Here is a 16480-nt window from a genome sequence, read left to right as displayed (position 1 = left end):
TTTGGCAATTTGTCGCGCAATTGTGACAGAATATTGTAGTGAAAACCACTTTGTCATCATCCTTTAATAATTGGATGGGACACTCTGCAAGTTCAAAATTTTATGTGTTAGACTATTTTCACATATCAAAATATCTGATCGACAGACATTTGCCCCGGCAAATTGCTCAAGGTTAAAGATGTCACTAGGAGATAGACGCACTGTAAAAAGGTCCGTCTGTTTTTTGTTTAGAAATAGCAATCGATTGCGTCATTTGAAATAGTATGTTTCCAAAGAAAGCAATCGTTTGCGCAGGCAAATAGTGATAAACGCTATTTCTAATGTGACATGTCATCGCAGGTGTTTGTTGTGGAATTACAACCAGTTACAAAAAAATGCCAAAAATATTGGCAAAAAAGATGCTGTGAAGGACATGTCATCACGCAGTTGCGGTGGCTTGAGATGATAAACGGGGTTTTGCACTAATTTTTATTTCCATTTGTAAAATGATTCGGGAGCTTCAATGAAACAATTAAATAAATCGTCTGCATTTCCATCGCGTTTGTCGATGGTTGCTGTGGCATGTCAACTGGCATGCCTGAGTATGTCTACTGCCTATGCACAACAGGCAGAATCCACTGAGCCTACAGATGCAAACCGCGTCACCATCACTGGCAAAAAAGTCGGTATGGGTTTGATGGTGCAAGAAAATGCACCAAAAGCACGTAGTACCATCACAGCTGAAGAATTGGCCAAGCAGCGTCCTACAGGCAATGCTTATGAAGCGCTGGAATTAATGCCTGCAGTGAATAGTTTCAATCACGATGCAACGGGTTTGTTCGGTGGTGGCTTGACACTGCGCGGTTTTAATAGTGACCAGATCGGTGCCACGATCAATGGCGTGCCTGTGAATGATTCCGGTAATTTTGCTGTCTATCCGCAAGAATTCGTTGATCAGGAAAATACCTGTACTCAATTTGTGACTCAAGGGTCAACGGACGTAGACTCTCCGCAAATTGGTGCTACCGGTGGTAACTTTGGTATTACTACTTGCGATCCAGCAAAAGAAAAGCGAGTTCGCGTTGCACAGACTATCGGTGGTCTGAATATGTCCAAGACCTACGTTCGTTATGATACAGGTCTTTGGTCTGACGGACGTTCCCGCTTTTTCATTTCCGCATCGCACGCACAAGCCGACAAATGGAAGGGCGAAGGCGGCGCAGACCGTAATCACGTAGATATCGGGTTCCGTACCGATTTCGATAAATTTAATTCGATCAACGGTACTATTCTGTACAACCGTGCGATCAATCAAAATATCAGTTCCTTCAATTTGGCAGACCTGGCCAAGTTTGGCTATAACTATGACTACGCTACCAAATTTGTTGGTCATGTGAAGCCAACCAAGGGCAAGGCTGACAGTGATGTCAATTCCGCATTTGGTGATGCTTATTATCAGTTGACCAAAAATCCTTTTGAAAACGTCATCGCCTCTGCGACAGGCAAGTTCAGATTGGGTGAAAATACCGACATCAAGGTCACACCCTATTACTGGTATGGCTATGGCACTGGCGGTAATCAGCAAAAATTGCAAGCAGAAAATGCTTTCCTTGATCGCGCATCTGGCAGAAACATTGCCGGCGTAGATTTGAACGGTGATGGCGATACGCTGGACCGTGTGATCGTTGCAAACAGCAGTGTTACCAGAACAAACCGTCCTGGTGTGACTGCGCAGGTGATTCATAACATCGACAATCACCAGTTGTTGGCTGGTTTCTGGTACGAACGCGCTTCACATGAGCAGTTTGGTACGATGGTAAAAGTTGATGACAATGGTAATGCCAACGATATCTGGTTGAAAGAAGGCCGTATTACACGTCCAGATGGAACGCCTTATCAATCTCGTGACCAAAAAACAATTAGTACTGGTTATCAATTCTTTGCGCAAGACACCATTAGTCTGATGAACGACAAGTTGTCTATCAATATTGGTATACGTGCACCAACCATGAAGCGTGATTTCACAAGCTACGCCAGTGAAGCTGCACCAGTCGGTTACAACCTGCAAAAAACGTATTCAGAAATATTGCCGCAATTGGGAGCTCGCTACCAAATAGATAACAATAACCAAGTGTTTGCAAGTTTGGCCAAGAATATGAAGGCTCCGCCAAATTTCGTGTACGAAAGATTGCAATTGGTAAATGGCAAGCCTGTATTACCAGTGGATGTCAAAGCTGAAACTGCATTTAATCTGGATATTGGTTATCGTCATCAAAGCGATAAACTGACAGCGCAAGCAACAGTCTATTATGTGGACTTCCGTGATCGCCAGGCAACAGCCTATGATCCGGTTACCAACACAAATAGCCTTAGCAACGTAGGTAATGTAAAAACCAAAGGTTTTGAAGTAGAGCTGGGCAATACACCAGTTAATGGTTGGTCATTCTATGGTTCCGCTGGTTATGCCAAGAGTGAAATCAAAGATAATCTGGTTTTCAACAAAACCACCATTCTGCCAACAGCAGGAAAAAGTATTCCTGGTACGCCAGAATGGAAACTGGGTTTGAGTGCACAATATGAAACAGGTGCATGGTATGCGCGATTGAAAGCGAAATATACCAGCTCACAGCAAGCGACTTTGGTGAATGATGAAGAAGTGCCGGCTTATACGTTGATTGGTCTGGATGCTGGCTATCAATTTGCAAACACTAGCTGGTTCAAAAAACCTACATTGCGTTTTAGCATAAGCAATATTTTCAATGAAAAATATCGCAACTCTAATTCTCAATCGAAAGTGAATGCAGCAGCAGGTGTCTTCTATTACATGGGTGCGCCACGTTTGGCGTCGATGACTTTGCAAGCGGACTTTTAAGACTCTCGCAAATTTATTGATGTGAAATTGTCAAAAAAATAGCAGTAGTATTCTGGGCCTGCAACAGTGAATTTGTTGCAGGCCTATTTACTTCACGAATGAACAAATGTATGCATACGCCAAAAACTCTAGCAGTAATTGTTTCGACGTTCTTATTGGTTTCTTGTGCCTCACAGCAGGTACAAAACAAAACCAATACCACTGAAATCACTATCTTCAGTATTAATGATTTCCATGGCAACTTGCAGGCAGATCAACCTGTGCCGTATGTCGCGACAAAAGTGGATGGTGCTGACCCTTCCAAGCGTGTCACTGTCCCGGCGGGTGGCTATGCGTATTTGACGACCAAGCTTAAAGAGCGTCGCACGGCTGTTGGTGCCAGCATCTTGGTTGGTGCCGGTGATTTGATAGGCGCATCACCCATGGGTTCTGCCTTGATGAAGGATGAGCCTGTCATCGAAGCCTTGAATCGCCTGGATCTGTCGGCGACGGCTGTTGGCAACCACGAGTTTGATAATGGTACGGCAGACCTGATGCGTAAAATCAAAGGTGAGTGCCCCACGACTGGCTGCACCTATGCGGATTTCAAGGGGGCAAAATTCTCTTACCTCGGCGCGAATATCCATGAAGTCGGCAGCAACAAACCGTGGCTGACGCCGTATGTGATACGCCAGGTGGGTGATGTCAAGATAGGTTTTATTGGTGCCGTGACTGCTGATGTACCTAATCTGGTTGCTGGGGATGCGGTCAAGCATTTGCGCTTTGAAGATGAAGCGACTGCCATCAATCGTTACGTGCCTGAATTGCAAAAACAGGGTGTTGCCGCGATCGTGGTGTTGATACATGAGGGCGCCATCTACAAAGGGGCGGAAACTGATCCCAGCTATCGTTGCGAAGGTTTGCAGGGGCCTATCATCGACATCACAAAAAAACTCGACAAGGCTGTCAGCCTCATCGTTTCCGGTCATTCACACCAAGGTTATACCTGCAAGATAGATGGCAAACTGGTTGTGCAGGGACGTAGTTATGGTTCCTTCCTGACAGAATCAACCCTGACGATAGACCGCAAGACCAATCAGGTAGTCAACACCGCCGCTGTCAATCATTTGATAGACCAGCATGCATTGCAGGCCGACCCAGCAGCCAAGCAACTGGTGGATCAGGTCGCCGCGCAAACCGCAGGCTTGCGCCAGCGCCCTATCGTCAACCTGAGCGCTCCCTTGTCACGCAATAGCGAAGCGGGTGTGTTTGATAGCGCCCTCGGTAACATCATCGCTGATTCGCAACTGCATCATGGACAGCATGCCGGCGGTGCCGACGTTGCTTTCATGAATGCAGGTGGCATACGCAGTGACCTGCCATCCGGCAAGGCCAGCGGCCCGGTAGCGGTTTCTTATGGTGACCTGTATGCGGTGCAACCCTTTGGCAATAATCTGGTGCGCGTCAAACTGACCGGTGCCAACATCCTGACTTTGCTGCAACAGCAGTGGCTGGGCCGTGAAGTGAATGAACCCAAGAAACTGTTCGTCTCCCACACACTCAGCTATAGCTATGACCCGCATGCCGCGATCAACGAGCGGGTTAAGGATGTGAAAATCAAGGGCAAGCCGCTGGACTTGAACCAGCAATACAACGTGATCGTGAACAGCTTTATTGCCGATGGTGGTGATGGTTTTGCGGTTTTGAAGCAAGCTAAAGACAAGGAGCTGATAGGCCGTGACCTGGAAGCTTTTGAGTCGTATGTGCGCGAGCAGGGTAGCAAATTGACGGAAGTCAAACGTGACCGTGTGAAGCGTTTGCCAGACTGATCTGGACATGAAAAAAGCCCGTCAATCGTACTGACGGGCTTTTTTAATTCAGGGAAAAAAGTACTAAAGACACTACAGCCTATTTGTATTCGATGATCAGCGGTGCGTGATCAGAGAAACGTGCTTCCTTGTAGATCGCAGCAGTATGCGCCAGTTTGCCTATGCCGCTGGTGGCGACGTGGTAGTCGATACGCCAACCCACATTGTTCGCCCAGGCCTGGCCGCGGTTACTCCACCAGGTATAGGCTTCGCCCGTGGTTTCCGGGTGCAGGTGGCGGTATACATCCAGCCAGCCCTGTTCATCAAACAGGCGCGTCATCCAGGCGCGTTCTTCAGGCAAGAAACCGGAATTCTTTTGATTGCTCTTCCAGTTTTTCAAATCGATTTCTTTGTGTGCGATATTCCAGTCGCCGCAGATGATGATTTCCCTGCCTTCGGCAATCAACTGTTGCAGATGGGGGTAAAACATTTCCATGAAACGGAACTTGGCTTCCTGCCGTTCAGGCGAGGATGAGCCTGAAGGGCAGTACAGGGAAATCACGGTTAACTTGCCAAAATCACAGCGCACATAGCGGCCTTCGGCGTCGAATTCCGGGCAACCAAAACCTATTTTGACGGCATCCGGTTCTATCTTGCTATACACGCCTACGCCGGAGTAGCCTTTCTTCTCGGCATAGTGAAAATGACCATGATATTTGTGCGGATTCAGGAAATCCGGTGTCATGTCTGCCTCCTGGGCTTTCAACTCTTGCACGCAGACGACATCAGGGTTTTCCTTTTGCATCCATTCAAAAAAGCCTTTTTTGGCGGCAGAACGTATGCCATTCAGATTCGCGGAGATGATTTTTGTCATGATTTTTTTGCGGAAAGAGTCAAAAACTCCTACCAGCATAGCAGATATACAAAAGCTTGATTAAGTTTGCCGGGGCTGGCAAGGCGCTTGGTTTATACTTGCGTTCTTTTTAGATCTCATCCCTATTGATGGAGTGAGTTCTAGTGTCTGAATCATTTTCTTGATACATCATGAACGAAAAGCAATTGCGTGCAGAACTTGATGCTGTGTACTCCAGTAGCTCCTGGAAGATGACTGCGCCTTTCAGGTATGTAACAAGAACAATATCTTCCCTGAAAAATACCAGATTCAGCCTGCGCAGCTTGCCGGGGCGAATGGTGCGCCGGGTGGTGGCGATTCCTGCCATCAAGAATCTGGCACTAAGAATATTGAAATATTTCCCAGGTATAGAGCGCAGGGTGAGAAAGGGTTTGCAACCCCGCCTGGCTCCCCAGGTGGTTTCTGCTGGCAAACAGGCTTATACGCAGTCCAGGAGAGCCACAGATGCGCGCCTCTCCGCAAAAGCACAAATCATATTCGACAAGCTCCAGACAGAAATAATTCGCCAGCAATAAACAGGTTACCAGATGCGTATTCTCATTGATTTACAAGCTTGCCAGTCAACTGGCAGTCGTCATCGCGGCATAGGCAGATATTCGCTGGCCCTGGCGCAGGCGATGGCAAGCAATGCTGGCAACCATGAAGTGCACTTGCTATTGAATAGCCTGTTTGCCGATAGCCTGGAGCCAGTCAGGCAAGCCTTCGGCCATTTGATCGCACCACAGCACATTCATTACTGGAAAAGCCCAGGGCCAGTCAGCGAACTCGATCACCGCAACCGCTGGCGTACCCGTGCCGGTGAACTGGTGCGTGAGCAGGCACTGGCAGAATGGCGGCCCGATATTGTCCACGTCAGCAGCCTGTTTGAAGGCCTGACCGATGATGCACTGAGCAGCGTGGGATTGAATGGCGAGTATCAGCCAACTGCCGTGACGTTGTATGATTTGATCCCTCTCATCAATGCCAAGCCTTATCTTGAAAACGAACAGGTCAAGGCATGGTATCTGAGAAAAATTCAGGCACTCAAGCGTGCCGATTTGTTGCTGGCCATTTCGGCATCCTCAAGGCGCGAGGGCCTGGAATGTCTGCACTTGCCACCTGAACGCATCGTGAATATTTCCTCGGCAGTCGATGACAGATTTTATGTGCAAGACCCTGATCCTGTGGTCTTACAGGAAATCAAAAATCGCTTTGGTTTGCAACGTCCCTACGTGATGTATACCGGGGGTATCGACTTGCGAAAAAATGTCGAAGCATTGATACGCTCTTTCGCCAAACTGCCAGGCGATGTACGTAAAAATTATCAACTGGCGATTGTTTGCAGTGTGCAGGATGCTGATCGCGTGCGCTTGCAAAAACTGGCGGCGGATGCTGGCCTGGCCAGCAATGACGTGATCCTGACCGGCTATGTCGCTGATGAAGATTTGCCATTGCTGTATCACGCTTGCACATTGTTTGTCTTCCCGTCCTGGCATGAGGGTTTTGGCTTACCTGCGCTGGAAGCCATGTCTTGCGGCGCGCCGGTGATTGCTTCCAATACAAGCAGTCTGCCTGAAGTGATAGGTCGTGAAGATGCCTTGTTCAATCCTTACGATGAGCAAGCCATTACCGGAAAGATGCTAAGCGCTCTGACAGACGAAAACTATTTGCAGAGTTTGCGTGAACATGGAGTGCAGCAGGCGAAGAAATTCTCCTGGGATGCATCGGCAAAAACTGCCATCAGCGCATTCGAGGCGCAGCATGAATATCAGTGCAGCAAGCAGGCGGTGTTCGTCAGCCAGTTGCAAGACCAGATCAAGCCGCGCCTGGCGTATTTCTCGCCTTTGCCACCTGAGCGTTCTGGCATCGCTGATTTCAGCGCCGAACTCTTGCCTGAACTGGCTGTGTATTACGACATAGAATTGATCGTCGACCAGCAAGAAATTGGTGACCCCTGGCTGGCGGCCAATTTTCCTGTGCGCTCATGGCAATGGTTTGAACAGCATGCAGACCGCTATCAGCGCGTCTTGTATAACCTCGGCAATTCCACTTACCACACCTATATGCTGGATATGCTGGCGCGCTATCCCGGCATCGTGGTCTTGCACGATTTCTTCCTCAGCGGTTTGCTGGCGCATCTGGACATGACGGCGGAACGTCCGCAAATTTGGGCGCAGGCACTGTATGAATCGCATGGTCTGCAAGCTTTGCTGGAAACCAAAAATACCGAAGACCTGAGCCAGATTATCTGGAAGTATCCTTGTAATTATCAGATGCTGGACGCGGCCCAGGCTGTCATCGTGCATTCTGAATTTTCCATGAAGCTGGCAAGACAATGGTATGGAGAAAATGCGACGCAGAACTGGACCCGTATCCCCCATATGCGTAAGCTGCCTTACCAGTCAGAACGCAGCGCAGCACGCCAGCGTCTGGGCCTGGGTGACGATGATTTTCTGATGTGTTCCTTTGGCCTCATGGGCCCCACCAAGCTGAATCATCTGGTGCTGGAAGCCTGGCTGCAATCAGCGATGGCAAAAGATAGTCATTGTCATCTGGTCTTTGTCGGCAAAAATGATGGCGGCAAATACGGCATGCAACTGCTGCAGGATATCAAGGACCGTGGCCTGGCTGATCGCATTACCATTACTGGTTTTGCCGATCCTGAATTGTTCCAGACCTATTTGCATGCTGCCGATGCAGGCGTGCAATTACGCGGCCTCTCGCGTGGCGAATCTTCATATACCGTGCTTGATTGCATGGCCTATGGCATACCAACGATCATCAATGGCAATGGCGCCATGGCAGAATTGCCAGCCGATGCCCTGGTCAAGCTGGCTGATGAGGTAGATGTTGCCACCCTGCTGACCAGCATGGTGGAACTCAGGTCTAATCCTCTACTAAGAAAAGAGCTGGGTGCCAGGGCTGTTGAGTATATGCATGAGTATCACGTGGCGCACAAGGTAGGGCGGCAGTATTTTGATTTTGTCGAGCTGGCGCATAGAAATGCACCTGCCAGCCGCTTTGAGCGAAGCTTGAACCGGATTGCCACGCTGGATGGCCCGGTGGCTGAGGCGGACTTGATGTCACTGGCCAGGAATATGGTGTCCAACCAGGCCAAGCCTGCTTGCGCCCGCGCCCTGTTTGATATTGATGCCCTGAAAGCTGCTTTGCCGGAGCAGGCATTGACGCTGATGCTGAAGCAGTTGATTATGACTACACCGACATACTGGCGTTGTGAGCTGCTGAAGTCAGACAATAAGTCAGTGCTACGCTACGCCAATGAACTTGCCTGTCAATTGCTGGAGTTGCCATCTTTATCAAATCCTGACGAAGCGATTGATTTGCATCCTGCTGATGTGTATATCAAGGTGCTGGCTGCATCTGAGACACAGTCCAGCGGAACAGACAAAGGCAATTCCGCGGTCGGGCAGTTGATGCTTGAAATGGGGATACCGGTACTGGAAATTAGTCTTGATCCTGCGCGTATCAAGGCGCTTGCTACCGGCAGTATGAATATTGATGAATTGGCAAGGGGCTGGTGGCAGACAATTCTCACACAATAGGCATTTTATAGCATGTTATGCTTGGTTAAGCATGGCGCGTCATTATTTCATAATTAATGTTAAGGCAAGTATATGTCAAGTAATCTGAGGCAGGAATTTATACATTTTGCAGTTGATGCCGGTGTGCTGAAATTTGGCAGCTTTGTCACCAAGGCAGGACGCACTTCCCCCTATTTTTTTAATGCTGGTCTGTTCAATGACGGTGCCAATCTAGGTCGCATTGCCGACTTTTATGCACAAACCCTGATTGATTCCGGCATTGAGTTTGATATGCTGTTTGGCCCGGCTTACAAGGGTATTACCCTGGCGTCGGCCACTGCGGTGGCGCTGGCCCGCAAGGGGCGCAATGTGCCTTTTGCCTATAACCGCAAGGAAGCCAAGGACCATGGCGAAGGCGGCAGCATTGTTGGTGCCAAATTGGCTGGCAAGGTCGTCATCATTGACGATGTAATCTCGGCTGGTACTTCTGTGCGTGAGTCAGTAGAAATGATACGGGCAGCAGGTGCCACACCTTGTGCGGTATTGATTGCACTGGACCGCATGGAGCGTTCTGGCAAGGACGATGCCCTGTCTGCACATTCTGCTGCTCAAGAGGTAGGCCTGGCCTATGACATGCCGGTGGCGGCAATTGCCAATCTAAATGATTTATTTGATTACCTGTCAATAGCAGAGGCAGGCGAACAATTGTCTCAATATAAAGATGCTGTTGAGCAATATCGTCAGCGCTATGGGGCGGTATAGCCTGGAATAGGGCACAAATGGCAATACCCTGAATGGTATTGCCCAGCTCTGTACAGGGAGAACTGATACTGAGGCACTGAGGTGGAGGTAAGCTATTGTAAAAAACCTATCTTTTACAAGCGCTTTCATTATTTTTCCGCAGTGCGGCGAGCACTCATTGTATACTGTTCAACTGTAGACAGATTGTGACCGCTGTCACAGATAAATTCGAACTGGCGGTCCAATATCTGGTTAAAAGAAGAATTTTGAATGTTCGCCGTGGCGAAGAGGTTTTCTTGAATGAGTAAAAAAGCGTTAATCACTGGTATTACTGGTCAGGACGGAGCCTATCTGGCTCAATTGCTATTGGAAAAAGGCTATACCGTCTACGGCACTTATCGCCGTACCAGTTCAGTCAATTTTTGGCGCATAGAAGAGTTGGGTATAGATACTCACCCGGCATTGCACCTCGTCGAATATGATCTAACCGACTTGTCGGCCAGCATACGCCTGTTGCAAACGACTGGTGTGACTGAAGTATACAATCTGGCAGCACAAAGTTTTGTTGGCGTATCGTTTGAACAGCCACTGACGACAACAGAAATTACTGGTATCGGTGCACTGAATTTGCTCGAAGCGATACGTATCGTGAATACGGAAATTCGTTTTTATCAGGCATCGACGTCAGAAATGTTTGGCAAAGTGCAAGCTGTGCCACAGATAGAGTCGACCCCATTTTATCCGCGCAGCCCGTATGGCGTGGCCAAATTGTATGCCCACTGGATGACGATCAATTATCGTGAATCCTATGGCATCTTTGGCTGTAGCGGCATCTTGTTCAATCATGAATCGCCATTGCGTGGCCGTGAATTCGTGACGCGCAAAATAACTGACTCCGTCGCCAAGATCAAGCTCGGCAAACTCGATGTGCTGGAACTTGGCAATATGGATGCCAAGCGCGACTGGGGCTTTGCCAAGGAATATGTAGAGGGCATGTGGCGTATGCTGCAAGCCGACAAACCAGATACTTTTGTATTGGCGACCAACCGCACAGAAACCGTACGTGACTTTGTCACCATGGCTTTCAAGGCTGCCGACATACAATTGCAATGGTCGGGCGAAGGTGAGAATGAGACTGCGACCTGCGCAAAAACCGGCAAATTGCTGGTACGCGTGAATCCTAAATTCTATCGTCCTGCGGAAGTTGAGCTGTTGATCGGTGATCCGGCAAAGGCAAAAAATGTGCTGGGATGGGAACCAAAGACAACGCTGGAAGAACTGTGCCAGATGATGGTCGATGCCGATTTGCGCCGTAATGAGAATGGCGCATCGTTCTGAAATGTCGACTACTCCACGTGCCCTGATAACAGGTATTAAAGGTTTTACAGGGCGTTATCTGGCGCAGGAATTGAGCAGGGCCGGATACCAGGTGTTCGGCACTACGCATGGCACGGAAACCCAAAACCAGGGGCACTATGCAGTAGACCTGTGCGACAAACAAGCTTTACGCGTGGCGATTCAAGAGATACAACCAGATGTCGTCGCGCACCTGGCTGCCATCTCCTCGGTCGTGCATGGTGATGTTGATGAAATTTATCGCGTGAATATCGTCGGAACGCGCAATTTGCTGGAAGCACTGGCAGCGCTGGACAAGAAACCACGCGCCGTGCTGGTAGCAAGCAGTGCCAATATTTATGGCAATTCCGCGTCTGAAGTGCTGGCCGAGAGCGAACCAGCCATGCCTGCCAACGACTATGCCGTCAGCAAACTGGCGATGGAACATGTGGCGCGCTTGTGGATGGATAAACTGCCCATCATCGTGACACGGCCTTTTAATTACACTGGGGTTGGTCAGACTGAAAATTTCCTGCTGCCGAAAATCATCAATCACTACCGTCGTCAGGCCAGCGAAATCGAACTGGGCAATCTTGATGTGGCCAGGGATTTTTCTGATGTCCGCAATGTCGCCGTGGCGTATGCCCGTTTGCTGGAAAAAGCACCTGCTGGCGAAACATTCAATATCTGCTCCGGCGCGGCTTACAGCTTGCGTGAAGTCATGCAAATGGCCAGTGAACTGGCTGGCTATGAAATCAAGGTCCGCGTCAACCCGGCCTTTGTGCGAGCCAATGATGTGCATAAACTCATGGGTAATGGCCACCGATTGCAGGCGTGCATAGGCGACCTGCCGCAAATCGCCTTGCGCGACACACTGGCGTGGATGCTGCGACATGAGGCCACTGCATGAACATTGTGCTGTCAATAGAAGCGATCAACCAGCCGCTGGCTGGTATAGGTCGCTATGCCTGGGAGCTGGCGACACGCTTGCCAGCACAGGCAAATATTGACTCGGTACGATATCTGTCAGATGGATTCTGGCGCACTTTGCCAGATTATGATTTGTCTGGTTCGCGTGATTATTCCGCCCTAAGCCTCAAGTCTTTTGAACCTGTGCGTTTCAGTTACAAGGCAAAGCTACGCCAGCAACTGGGTCGCATGCGTTTTTTTTCGCAATGGTATGGCAAGCTCATGCCCGTGTTGGCAGGAAAACGCCTGAACAGTTTGTCAAACGCGATTTTTCATAGCCCCAATTATTTTGTCCCCAAAAGCAATTTGCCCAGCCTGGTGACCTTGCATGATCTTTCCATTTATCGTTATCCGCAGTGGCATCCCAAGACCAGGATAGAACGTGCCCTGGCTTCCATTCCGCAATCAGTAGAGCGTGCCAATCTGGTCTTGACCGATTCGCTGGCAACGCGCCTGGAAGTCATGGAGCATTTCAAGCTGGGGCCGGAAAAGGTAGTTGCCATTCCCCTTGGTGTGGATGACTTGTTTCATCCTTACAGCGCCGAAGAAACCGCACCGGTCTTGCAGCAAATCGGCTTGCAGCCAAACGGCTATAGCTTTTTTGTCTCTACCATAGAACCGCGCAAGAATCTTGGCAATTTACTGGCGGCTTACCGTGCCTTGCCTGTGGAGATACGCCAGCGCTGGCCGCTGGTGCTGGCTGGTGGCGCCGGCTGGCAAAGCGATGATATCCATGATGAGATTGCCAAAGGGCAGAGCGAGGGCTGGCTGAAATATCTGGGCTTTATTGATCAGCACTGGCTTCCGCTTTTGTATGCTGGTTGCCGTTTGTTTACTTACCCATCCTGGTATGAAGGCTTTGGCCTGCCGATTGCCGAGGCCATGGCCAGCGGCGTTCCGGTGTTGACATCCAATTGCTCGTCCATGCCTGAAGTGGCAGGCGGTGCCGCCATGCTGGTTGAGCCAGGCGATGTGGACAGCATCCGTGAGGGTTTGCAAAAGGCGCTGCAAGATGAAGACTGGCGGGCCACTGCCATTGCGCGTGGTTTGCAAAGAGCAGCAGAGTTGAGCTGGGAAGCCTGTGTGCATAACACAGTCGCCGCTTATCGCATGGTTCAGACCGGATAAGGGCGCGTACAGTGAAAGTCCTGCATTTCTACCGCACTTATTACCCCGACACCTTTGGTGGCGTTGAGCAAGTCATCCGTCAGATGGCGGTGGGTACGACACGTCTGGGTGTGGAAAATGAAGTGTTGACGCTGACCCGTGATACCGACCGCCCGCTGATAGAATTTGAAGGGCACAAGGTACACCGGGCGCATTTGAATTTTGAAATTGCTTCTACCGGCTTTTCCTGGTCAGCACTTTCACGCTTGGTCGAGCTGGCCAAACAGGCAGATGTGGTGCATTACCATTTCCCCTGGCCATTCATGGACATCGCCCATTTCCTTGGACGCGTCAAGACACCCAGCGTGGTGACTTACCATTCGGATATCGTCAGGCAAAAATATCTGTTGAAACTGTATGCACCGCTCAAGCATCAGTTTTTGCGCGACGTTAACCGCATCGTTGCCACCTCCCCCAATTACCTGGCGACCAGCCCTACACTGGGTTTATACAAGGACAAGACCGAGGTCATTACCTATGGTCTGGACAATAGTATTTATCCTGTTCCTTCAGCAGAGTTGCTGGACAAGTGGCGTCAGAAAGTGGGAGAAAATTTCTTCCTGTTCGTCGGCATGCTGCGTTATTACAAGGGTTTGCATATCCTGCTGGAAGCTGCCGCTGGCACCAATATCCCTATCGTCATCGTGGGTGATGGGCCGGAAGAAATCGAATTGAAACGCCAGGCAGAAAAGCTGCAATTGAAGAATGTCCATTTTCTCGGTGCCTTGCCAGAGCCGGACAAGGTCGCCTTGCTGACTTTGTGTTTTGCACTGGCTTTCCCTTCGCATCTGCGTTCCGAGGCATTTGGTATTTCCTTGCTGGAAGGTGCCATGTATGGCAAGCCCATGATATCGAGTGAAATAGGCACAGGGACGACGTATATCAATGTTGCGGGCCAGACGGGCCTTGTCGTGCCACCGAGTGATCCGGCTGCCTTCAGGCAGGCTATGGAGTACCTGCTGGCACATCCACAAGAAGCGGCTGAGATGGGCAAGAATGCCCGCCAGCGTTACCTGGATTTATTCACTGCCGAAAAAATGGCTGGCCACTATGCCCGCCTGTATCAGGAAGTGATCGACGAAGATCAGCGAAAACATCAGCGCAAATAGGTCTGCGCTTGTCCATCTCTTCGGGTTGTTTTAGCCTGCCTGCAATTTCCTGATTTCAAATTCACCCCTTAGCCAGTTGCTGCCGATGAACTCGGGGTGATCTACATTGATGACATCAAACACCAGCAGGTTATCTGACCACTCATAGTTTTCTTCGAGATGGGTCTGTGCCTTGGTCAGGGCGGTCGTGACAGAGTAAGAGCCAGGACCAAATGGACATTCGAAGGGCAAGATAAACTCGATGACGTCGCCCTTGCGCAATCCATTTTGCACTTGTTTGGTATACCAGGTATTGCTACCCCAGATGATGCTGCCCTGTTTGTCACGCAGCATCAGCCCCAGCACCAGTTCAGGAATATCTTCACGCAGCAGCACTTCTGCCACCAGCTTGATTTTTTGGCCCACATGCGCTGCCGCCAGCACCTGATCGCTGGCCTGGTCGCGCAAGCTCAGCTTGCTCACAGTTGCCATGCCAGTGCCAGAGCGGGTCTGTAACCAACCCTGTTCATTACGGTGCTGTTCTATGCGGAATTTTTCGTTTTCCTTGCGGGCTATCATGGCATTATAAAAATCCACGACCTCGTCAGGCGCGCCTTGCTTGAGCACGCTGCCCTTGTCGATCAGGATGACATGGTCACACAGGCTGCGCACTTCTCCCATGCCATGGGTGACCAGGATGATGGAAGTACCTTGTTCCTTGAACTGGCGTATGCGGTCAAAGCTGCGGTGCTGGAAGTAGCTGTCGCCAACAGACAGGATTTCATCAACGATGAGCACATCGGGGCGCACGGCAGTGGCAACCGCAAAGGCTAGGCGCGCCTGCATGCCGCTGGAATACACCCGCAAGGGCTGGTCAAAAAACGCACCAATTTCGGCAAAACTTTCGATGCCTGGCATGAGCTGATCGAGCTGCTCGCCACTCAAGCCCATCAGGCCGCCCGCCATGTAGGCATTTTGCCTGCCCGAGAATTCTGGGTTGAAACCCAATCCCAGTTCCAGCATGGCGCTGACGCGGCCAACAACAGAAATATGACCGGTGGTAGGCCTGACTGTGCCCGTGATCATTTTTAGCAAGGTGCTTTTTCCTGCGCCATTCTGACCTATGATGGCGACCGCCTGACCAGCTGGCACATTGAAACTGATGTCACGGTTTGCCCAATATTCATAGGCTGGTTTTACTGGTAATCCTGCCCAGTACATCAGACGTGACAACAAGCCGCTGAACTTGGTGTAGCACTTCCCGACACCGTTCACGCTTAAGACAATTTGACTCATAATGCATCCACCAGGTCTGCGCTGGCACGCCGGAAAATCCAGAAAGAGAATAAGAACAAGCCTGATGAAATCAGGGTGGGGATAAGCAAGTCAGCCAGAGCCGGGAATTGCCCGTACAACAGCGCATTCTGGTAAATCTTGACCATAGGCGTCATGGGATTCAACTTGAGTACCGCGATGAAACGCGGGGGCATATTGTCCATCAGGTAAACCACAGGGGTGAACCAGAACCAGAGTTGCAAGACTATGCCCATGACCTGGCCAACATCCCTGGAAAATACATTCAGCAAGCCAAGTATGATGCCCAGGCCAAATGCCAGCAAGACAATCAGCAACATGCCGAATGGCAGGGCCAGCCAGGCGATGGTTGGCATATGACCAAAGAACAGGAAAACCACGGCAATCGCTGCCAGCAACAGCAAGTGATTGATGAGTGCGCTGCCGCCGACAATCAGGGGCAGGCACAATCTCGGGAAAGAAATCTTTTTCAGGGTATTTGAATAATCAATAAACACGGTAGTGCAGCGGTTCATGATTTCAGCAAACAGGCCCCAGGCCGACATGCCCGCCATCAGGTAAATCGCGTAGGCAGACTTGTTTTCTATATTCGGTATTTTGGTGACCAATACCTCAGACAAGACGATGGCGAAGATCGTGGCTTGTGCCAGGGGATTCAAAATCATCCATAAGGCACCCAGTTTGCTGCGGGCAAAACGGCCAGAGAACTCGGCCTTGATGGACGATACAATAAAATGGCGGTAATGCCAAAGTGAAATGAGTACAGCTTTCAAAACTTGCTTTCTTTGCGGCGA

The 16480-nt window shown here is 50.0% G+C and carries 12 protein-coding genes; 9 read left to right on the top strand and 3 right to left on the bottom strand.

What is annotated here, in order from left to right:
- Window positions 1–502: 502 nt before the first annotated feature.
- Window positions 503–2851, top strand: coding sequence for a TonB-dependent receptor (locus tag H8L47_RS22545; protein WP_186955860.1), 2349 nt, complete (start codon window positions 503–505; stop codon window positions 2849–2851).
- 110 nt (window positions 2852–2961) lie between these two features.
- Entirely contained in the window at window positions 2962–4659 is a 1698-nt protein-coding gene (locus tag H8L47_RS22540; RefSeq protein ID WP_186955859.1) for a bifunctional metallophosphatase/5'-nucleotidase, read from the top strand.
- A gap of 79 nt (window positions 4660–4738) precedes the next feature.
- On the opposite strand, the gene H8L47_RS22535 is transcribed toward H8L47_RS22540, so the two are convergent.
- On the bottom strand, window positions 4739–5512 hold the full coding sequence (locus H8L47_RS22535; RefSeq protein ID WP_186955858.1) for an exodeoxyribonuclease III: 774 nt from the start codon (window positions 5510–5512) through the stop codon (window positions 4739–4741).
- Between the two features lie 170 nt (window positions 5513–5682).
- Here H8L47_RS22535 and H8L47_RS22530 point away from each other — a divergent pair, with 170 nt between their 5' ends.
- The 7 genes from H8L47_RS22530 to H8L47_RS22500 all read left to right on the top strand — a co-directional run bounded on the left by H8L47_RS22530 (window position 5683) and on the right by H8L47_RS22500 (window position 14393).
- Window positions 5683–6066, top strand: a complete 384-nt coding sequence (locus H8L47_RS22530; RefSeq protein WP_186955857.1) for a hypothetical protein — start codon at window positions 5683–5685, stop codon at window positions 6064–6066.
- Between the two features lie 12 nt (window positions 6067–6078).
- Window positions 6079–9093 (top strand): glycosyltransferase, encoded by a 3015-nt coding sequence (locus H8L47_RS22525; protein ID WP_186955856.1) that lies wholly within the window; start codon window positions 6079–6081, stop codon window positions 9091–9093.
- A gap of 72 nt (window positions 9094–9165) precedes the next feature.
- A complete protein-coding gene (gene pyrE / locus H8L47_RS22520; RefSeq protein WP_186955855.1) occupies window positions 9166–9834 on the top strand; it encodes an orotate phosphoribosyltransferase in 669 nt (222 codons plus the stop codon).
- A gap of 279 nt (window positions 9835–10113) precedes the next feature.
- Entirely contained in the window at window positions 10114–11151 is a 1038-nt protein-coding gene (gene gmd / locus H8L47_RS22515) for a GDP-mannose 4,6-dehydratase (protein ID WP_186955854.1), read from the top strand.
- A 1-nt stretch (window position 11152) separates the two neighbouring features.
- A complete protein-coding gene (locus H8L47_RS22510; protein WP_408057737.1) occupies window positions 11153–12058 on the top strand; it encodes a GDP-mannose 4,6-dehydratase in 906 nt (301 codons plus the stop codon).
- Window positions 12055–13245, top strand: a complete 1191-nt coding sequence (locus H8L47_RS22505; protein ID WP_186955852.1) for a glycosyltransferase family 4 protein — start codon at window positions 12055–12057, stop codon at window positions 13243–13245. Before H8L47_RS22510 ends, H8L47_RS22505 begins: the two co-directional genes overlap by 4 nt.
- A gap of 11 nt (window positions 13246–13256) precedes the next feature.
- Entirely contained in the window at window positions 13257–14393 is a 1137-nt protein-coding gene (locus H8L47_RS22500) for a glycosyltransferase family 4 protein (protein ID WP_186955851.1), read from the top strand.
- A gap of 30 nt (window positions 14394–14423) precedes the next feature.
- On the opposite strand, the gene H8L47_RS22495 is transcribed toward H8L47_RS22500, so the two are convergent.
- Window positions 14424–15668 (bottom strand): ABC transporter ATP-binding protein, encoded by a 1245-nt coding sequence (locus tag H8L47_RS22495; protein WP_186955850.1) that lies wholly within the window; start codon window positions 15666–15668, stop codon window positions 14424–14426.
- On the bottom strand, window positions 15665–16459 hold the full coding sequence (locus tag H8L47_RS22490) for an ABC transporter permease (RefSeq protein WP_186955849.1): 795 nt from the start codon (window positions 16457–16459) through the stop codon (window positions 15665–15667). The genes H8L47_RS22495 and H8L47_RS22490 overlap by 4 nt, the downstream gene beginning before the upstream one ends.
- Window positions 16460–16480 lie beyond the last annotated feature (21 nt).

It is taken from the genome of Undibacterium umbellatum (assembly GCF_014284125.1).
Lineage (GTDB): Bacteria > Pseudomonadota > Gammaproteobacteria > Burkholderiales > Burkholderiaceae_D > Undibacterium > Undibacterium umbellatum.
The sequence above is the reverse complement of the archived record's forward strand: the minus strand, read 5'-3'. Positions and strand labels throughout refer to the sequence as shown.

Bases quoted from the DNA above. Each gene is read 5' to 3' on its own strand.
- H8L47_RS22545 (WP_186955860.1), top strand. From the start codon at position 503: ATGAAACAATTAAATAAATCGTCTGCATTTCCATCGCGTTTGTCGATG.
- H8L47_RS22540 (WP_186955859.1), top strand. From the start codon at position 2,962: ATGCATACGCCAAAAACTCTAGCAGTAATTGTTTCGACGTTCTTATTG.
- H8L47_RS22535 (WP_186955858.1), bottom strand. From the start codon at position 5,512: ATGACAAAAATCATCTCCGCGAATCTGAATGGCATACGTTCTGCCGCC.
- H8L47_RS22530 (WP_186955857.1), top strand. From the start codon at position 5,683: ATGAACGAAAAGCAATTGCGTGCAGAACTTGATGCTGTGTACTCCAGT.
- H8L47_RS22525 (WP_186955856.1), top strand. From the start codon at position 6,079: ATGCGTATTCTCATTGATTTACAAGCTTGCCAGTCAACTGGCAGTCGT.
- pyrE (WP_186955855.1), top strand. From the start codon at position 9,166: ATGTCAAGTAATCTGAGGCAGGAATTTATACATTTTGCAGTTGATGCC.
- gmd (WP_186955854.1), top strand. From the start codon at position 10,114: ATGAGTAAAAAAGCGTTAATCACTGGTATTACTGGTCAGGACGGAGCC.
- H8L47_RS22510 (WP_408057737.1), top strand. From the start codon at position 11,153: ATGTCGACTACTCCACGTGCCCTGATAACAGGTATTAAAGGTTTTACA.
- H8L47_RS22505 (WP_186955852.1), top strand. From the start codon at position 12,055: ATGAACATTGTGCTGTCAATAGAAGCGATCAACCAGCCGCTGGCTGGT.
- H8L47_RS22495 (WP_186955850.1), bottom strand. From the start codon at position 15,668: ATGAGTCAAATTGTCTTAAGCGTGAACGGTGTCGGGAAGTGCTACACC.